This is a genomic window from Streptomyces durbertensis, assembly GCF_014156695.1.
Classification (GTDB): Bacteria; Actinomycetota; Actinomycetes; order Streptomycetales; family Streptomycetaceae; genus Streptomyces; species Streptomyces durbertensis.
Map to the genome: position 1 here is coordinate 1 of NZ_WMLF01000347.1, position 5,854 is coordinate 5,854.

At 74.0% G+C, this 5,854-nt stretch carries 5 protein-coding genes; all 5 read left to right on the plus strand.

All coding sequences use genetic code 11. The features are described 5' to 3' along the window. A partial coding sequence (infB, locus tag GL263_RS19895) for a translation initiation factor IF-2 (RefSeq protein WP_228456676.1) occupies positions 1 to 2,708 on the plus strand: 2,708 nt, incomplete at its 5' end. Positions 2,709 to 2,928: 220 nt separating this feature from the next. After that, the gene (locus GL263_RS19900) at positions 2,929 to 3,222 is read left to right on the plus strand and encodes a DUF503 domain-containing protein (protein ID WP_182857096.1); all 294 of its coding nucleotides are present in this window, start codon (positions 2,929 to 2,931) and stop codon (positions 3,220 to 3,222) included. Between the two features lie 47 nt (positions 3,223 to 3,269). After that, positions 3,270 to 3,725: a 30S ribosome-binding factor RbfA gene (gene rbfA / locus GL263_RS19905; protein WP_182857097.1), complete on the plus strand. Its 456-nt coding sequence runs from the start codon at positions 3,270 to 3,272 to the stop codon at positions 3,723 to 3,725. Next, a complete protein-coding gene (gene truB, locus GL263_RS19910; RefSeq protein WP_182857098.1) occupies positions 3,722 to 4,648 on the plus strand; it encodes a tRNA pseudouridine(55) synthase TruB in 927 nt (308 codons plus the stop codon). The genes rbfA and truB overlap by 4 nt, the downstream gene beginning before the upstream one ends. Positions 4,649 to 4,884: 236 nt before the next feature. Beyond that, positions 4,885 to 5,854: trypsin-like peptidase domain-containing protein (locus tag GL263_RS19915; RefSeq protein WP_182857099.1), on the plus strand; the 970-nt coding region annotated here is incomplete at its 3' end.

Here is a 5,854-nt window from a genome sequence, read left to right on the forward strand (position 1 = left end):
CCCCCCGTCCGGGAGCCCCCAAGCCGGCCCCGGAGACCCCCAAGAGCACCGCGCCCAAGCCGGGCGGCGCCGCGCCGAAGCCCGCTTCCGCGCCGCGTCCCGGCCCGGCGAAGCCGGAGTTCACCTCCCCCGCGCCGGCCGCGCAGCAGCGCCCGCAGGCCGCGCCGCGGCCCGGTGGTGCGCCCAAGCCCGGTGGTGCCAAGCCCGCCGCCGGTGCCGCCAAGCCCGGTGCCGCGCGCCCCGGCGCGCCCAAGCCGGGCGGCGCCCGTCCGGCGGGCCCGCGTCCGGGTAACAACCCCTTCACCTCCGGCGGTTCCACGGGCATGGCCCGGCCGCAGGCTCCGCGCCCCGGAGGCGCGCCCAAGCCGGGCGGCGCACGTCCCGGTGGTCCGGCCGGTCAGGGCGGCCCCCGCCCGCAGGCCCCCGGTGGCGGTCGCGCCACGCCGGGCAACATGCCGCGTCCGCAGGCCGGTCCCGGCCAGGGCGGTCCGCGTCCGGGCGGTGGCAACCGTCCGAACCCGGGCATGATGCCGCAGCGTCCGGCCGCCGGCCCGCGTCCGGGCCCCGGCCGCGGTGGTCCCGGCGGCGGTCCCGGCCGTCCCGGCGGTGCCGGTCGCCCGGGTGGCGGCGGTGGCCGTCCCGGTGGCGGCGGTTTCGCCGGTCGTCCCGGTGGCGGCGGCGGTGGCGGCGGTTTCGCCGGTCGTCCCGGTGGTCCGGGTGGCGGCGGCGGTGGCCGTCCCGGCTTCGCCGGTCGCCCCGGTGGCCCCGGTGGCCGCGGTGGCACGCAGGGCGCCTTCGGCCGTCCCGGCGGTCCGGCCCGTCGCAACCGCAAGTCGAAGCGGCAGCGGCGCCAGGAGTACGAGCAGATGCAGGCGCCGTCCATCGGCGGCGTGATGCTTCCGCGCGGCAAGGGCGAGACGGTCCGTCTCTCCCGCGGCGCCTCGCTCACCGACTTCGCGGAGAAGATCAACGCGAACCCGGCGGCCCTGGTCCAGGTGATGTTCAACCTGGGCGAGATGGTCACCGCGACGCAGTCCGTGTCGGACGAGACGCTGACGCTCCTCGGCGAGGAGATGAACTACACCGTCCAGATCGTCAGCCCGGAGGAGGAGGACCGCGAGCTTCTCGAGTCCTTCGACATCGACTTCGGCGAGAACGAGGGCGGCGAGGAGGCCCTGGTCGCGAGGCCGCCGGTGGTCACCGTCATGGGCCACGTCGACCACGGCAAGACGCGCCTGCTCGACGCCATCCGCAAGACCAACGTCATCGAGGGTGAGGCCGGCGGCATCACCCAGCACATCGGCGCCTACCAGGCGAAGACCGAGGTCAACGGCGAAGAGCGGAAGATCACCTTCATCGACACCCCGGGTCACGAGGCGTTCACCGCCATGCGTGCCCGCGGTGCCAAGTCGACCGACATCGCGATCCTCGTGGTGGCGGCCAACGACGGTGTGATGCCGCAGACGATCGAGGCCCTGAACCACGCCAAGGCGGCCGACGTGCCGATCGTGGTCGCGGTCAACAAGATCGACGTCGAGGGCGCGGACCCGACCAAGGTGCGCGGTCAGCTGACCGAGTACGGCCTGGTGGCCGAGGAGTACGGCGGCGACACCATGTTCGTCGACATCTCCGCCAAGCAGGGCCTGCACATCGACAGCCTGCTGGAGGCCGTGGTCCTCACCGCCGACGCGGCGCTGGACCTGCGGGCCAACCCCGAGCAGGACGCCCAGGGCATCGCGATCGAGGCCCACCTGGACCGTGGCCGCGGCGCCGTCGCCACGGTGCTCGTGCAGCGCGGCACCCTGCGGGTCGGCGACACGATGGTGGCCGGCGACGCCTACGGCCGCGTCCGGGCCATGCTCGACGACAAGGGCAGCAACATCGAGGAAGCCGGTCCCGCGACCCCCGTCCTCGTGCTCGGTCTGACCAACGTGCCCGGTGCCGGCGACAACTTCCTGGTTGTCGACGAGGACCGCACGGCACGCCAGATCGCCGAGAAGCGCGCCGCCCGCGAGCGGAACGCCGCGTTCGCCAAGCGCACCCGCCGGGTCTCCCTGGAAGACCTGGACAAGGTGCTCAAGGCGGGCGAGATCCAGCAGCTCAACCTCATCATCAAGGGCGACGCGTCCGGTTCGGTCGAGGCCCTGGAGTCCTCGCTGCTCCAGCTCGACGTCGGCGAGGAGGTCGACATCCGGGTGCTGCACCGCGGCGTCGGTGCGGTCACCGAGTCGGACATCAACCTGGCCTCCGGCTCGGACGCCATCGTCATCGGCTTCAACGTCCGCGCCGAAGGCCGCGCGACGCAGATGGCCGAGCGCGAGGGCGTCGACGTCCGGTACTACTCGGTCATCTACCAGGCGATCGAGGAGATCGAGGCGGCCCTCAAGGGCATGCTCAAGCCGGAGTACGAAGAGGTCGAGCTGGGCACGGCGGAGATCCGCGAGGTCTTCCGCTCCTCCAAGCTGGGCAACATCGCGGGTGTTCTCATCCGCTCCGGCGAGGTCAAGCGGAACTCCAAGGCGCGCCTGCTGCGGGACGGCAAGGTCGTCGCGGAGAACCTCACCATCGAGGGTCTGCGCCGCTTCAAGGACGACGTCACCGAGATTCGCGAGGGCTTCGAGGGCGGTATCAACCTCGGCGCCTACAACGACATCAAGGTCGACGACGACATCGCCACCTACGAGCTGCGCGAGAAGCCGCGCGGCTGACGGTGACCGGCTCCCGGGGGCGGCCTGGCACTGGCCTGGCCTGGCCAGGGCCCGGCTCGGGACAAAACCCCGTCGATCACGTCGGTGGCGGCGTGTACCGTTCTTGGTGACCGCCCGCCGGCGCCCGGCCGGTGGGGACGAGTCCGTTGCACCCGTTCCGTAACGAACCCGTCGAACCCATGGAACCCGAGGCCTCACGGGTCGGCTTGACCCGCAGTGCATGTACACAGGGACCCTGTCCTTCGACCTGCTGCTCGGCGACGTGCGCTCGCTGAAGCAGAAGCGTTCGGTCGTCCGCCCCCTCGTCGCCGAGCTGCAGCGCAGGTACGCAGTCAGCGCCGCCGAGGTGGGGGACCAGGACCTCCACCGCAGAGCGGTGATCGGCGTCGCGCTTGTCAGCGGCGACGCCGGGCACCTGTCCGACGTACTGGACCGCTGCGAGCGCCTGGTGGCCGCCCGCCCCGAGGTCGAGCTGCTGTCCGTGCGGCGGCGCCTCCACGGGGACGACGACTGACACGACACGCACAAGACCTGACCACCACACAGAGAGAAGTGAGCCGCATGACCGACACCGCGCGGGCACGCAAGCTGGCTGACCGCATCCGGGTCGTCGTCGCTGAGACGCTTCAGCGGCGCATCAAGGACCCGCGGCTCGGCTATGTGACCATCACCGACACCCGGGTGACCGGCGACCTCCGCGAGGCGACCGTCTTCTACACGGTCTACGGCGACGACCAGGAGCGGGAGGCGTCGGCCGCCGCCCTGGAGTCCGCCAAGGGCGTGCTGCGCTCGGAGGTCGGACGGCAGACCGGGGTGCGCTTCACCCCGACGCTGACGTTCGTCCCCGACGCCCTGCCGGAGAACGCCAAGACCATCGACGACCTGCTCGCCAAGGCCAAGGCCTCCGACGAGCAGGTCCGTGAGGCGTCCTCCGGCGCCGCCTACGCCGGCGAGGTCGACCCCTACCGCAAGCCCGCGGCCGAAGGGGAAGAGGACGGCGAGGGCACCGGAGCGTGACCGAGCAGAAGAACGGGAAGCCCGCCCGGGGCGGCGACAGCGCCCCGGACGGCCTGGTCGTCGTCGACAAGCCGGCCGGTTTCACCTCACACGACGTCGTCGCCAAGATGCGCGGCATCGCCCGCACCCGCCGGGTCGGGCACGCCGGCACGCTCGACCCGATGGCCACCGGCGTGCTGGTCCTCGGCATCGGCCGGGCCACCAGGCTGCTGGGCCACCTGGCCCTCACCGAGAAGGAGTACGTGGCGACGGTCCGGCTCGGCCAGAACACCGTCACCGACGACGCCGAGGGCGACCTCACCTCCAGCACCCCGGCCCACGGGCTGAGCCGCGAGGCCGTCGACGCGGCCGTGGCGCTGCAGACCGGCGCCGTCATGCAGGTGCCCTCGAAGGTCAGCGCCGTCAAGGTCGACGGCAAGCGGTCCTACGCGCGGGTGCGCGAGGGCGAGGAGGTGGAGCTGGCCGCCCGGCCGGTCACGATCTCCTCCTTCCTCGTCCACGACGTGCGCGAGGAGCGCGCCGAGGACGGCACCCCGGTCACCGATCTGCTGATCACCGTGACCTGCTCGTCCGGCACCTATGTCCGGGCCATCGCCCGGGACCTCGGCGCGGAGCTGGGCGTCGGCGGGCACCTGACCGCGCTGCGCCGCACCCGCGTCGGGCCGTACGGGGTGGCGGAGGCCCGCACCCTGGAGCAGTTCCAGGAGTCGCTGGAGGTCATGCCGCTGGCCACCGCGGCCGCGAAGGCGTTCCCCCGCTGGGACCTGCCGGAGCGGGAGGCCAAGCTGCTGTGCCACGGGGTGCGGCTGGCGATGCCCGAGCTGCCGGCCGGCCCGGTCGCCGCGTTCGGCCCGGACGGCCGCTTCCTGGCACTTGTGGAGGAGCGCGGCGGCAAGGCGAAGAGCCTGGCGGTCTTCGCCTGAGCGGCCGGCGCCAACCCGCTCCGCGCGTCCCGTGACACGGGGTTCTTGGACCCGGCCGGTGAACCCACCGGCCGGGTCCGGTCGTTTCCCGCCCCCGTCGAGGCGGGGTTTCACCCCAACGAGCGGGCGCTCGGAGTGAACCCCCGGCGCGCCGGGGGGCGCGTTCGCCGAACCGTGCAGTACCACCCGCTCCGCGGGCATACCGTCTCCAGAGCGGCACGGGAGGTTCAGCGACGATGGCAGTACCCGCGGAGCCCGTGCTCTTCCAGCTCTGCGACCTCGCGGGGCGGGCACGGGGCACCGGATTCCTCGCCGACGACCTGGGCACGCTGGTCACCACGCACGAGGCCGTCGACGGGCTCAGCAGGCTTGTGCTGCGCGCCCCCGGTGGCGCCGGCGAGATCGCCGAGACCGCCGCGATCACCCCGCTACCCGGCCGCGACCTCGCGCTGGTGGCCACCAGCGGGCTGGGCGCCGGCCCCCTCGTCGTGGCGACCGAGCGGCCCCCCGGCAGCACCGTCCTGGTGTGGTTCGACCGCTGGCTCCCGGCGAACGTCACCGGCCTCGCGGACGTCACCTACACGGCCACCGACCGCTTCCACACGATCGAGGGCGCCCTCGAACTCGACCTGCCCCCGCAGGTCACCGACCAGCTCCGGCTCAACCCGCGGGCCACCGGCGCCCCCGTGCTCGACGCGGCCACCGGCGCCGTCGTCGGCGTCCTGGCCGGCGCCGTGCACACGCCCTACCGGGCGAGCGGCTTCGCGCTACCGCTGCGCCCCTCCGCCGGCTCCCCGCCGGACCCGCAACACGCCCCGCTGGCCCGGCTGCTGGCCCGCAACGACGCCACCGTGCCCGGCTGGGGGCGCGACCTCAACCTCGCCGGCGCGCTCCACCTGACCGGCGCGACCGTCGCCACCGCGACCGCCGCCCTCACCGCACCGGGCCGACGCCGCCCCCGCCCGGACGTCGAACGGGAACTGCACGACTTCGGCGAGTCCGACGCCAGCGTCCTGGCGCTCGTCGGCGACCCCGGCACCGGCCGCAGCACCGAACTGGCCGCCTGGGCGGCCCGCCGCGCCGGGGGATCGACGCCCCGCCCGACGATCTGGCTGCGCGGTGCCGACCTCCGCGCCGACGACAGCGGAGTGCGTGCCGCCCTCGCCCGGTCGCTCGCCGAGGCCGGCCGCGTCGCCGGCTCCCTCC

Bases quoted from the DNA above. Each gene is read 5' to 3' on its own strand.
- GL263_RS19900 (WP_182857096.1), top strand. From the start codon at position 2,929: ATGTACACAGGGACCCTGTCCTTCGACCTGCTGCTCGGCGACGTGCGC.
- rbfA (WP_182857097.1), top strand. From the start codon at position 3,270: ATGACCGACACCGCGCGGGCACGCAAGCTGGCTGACCGCATCCGGGTC.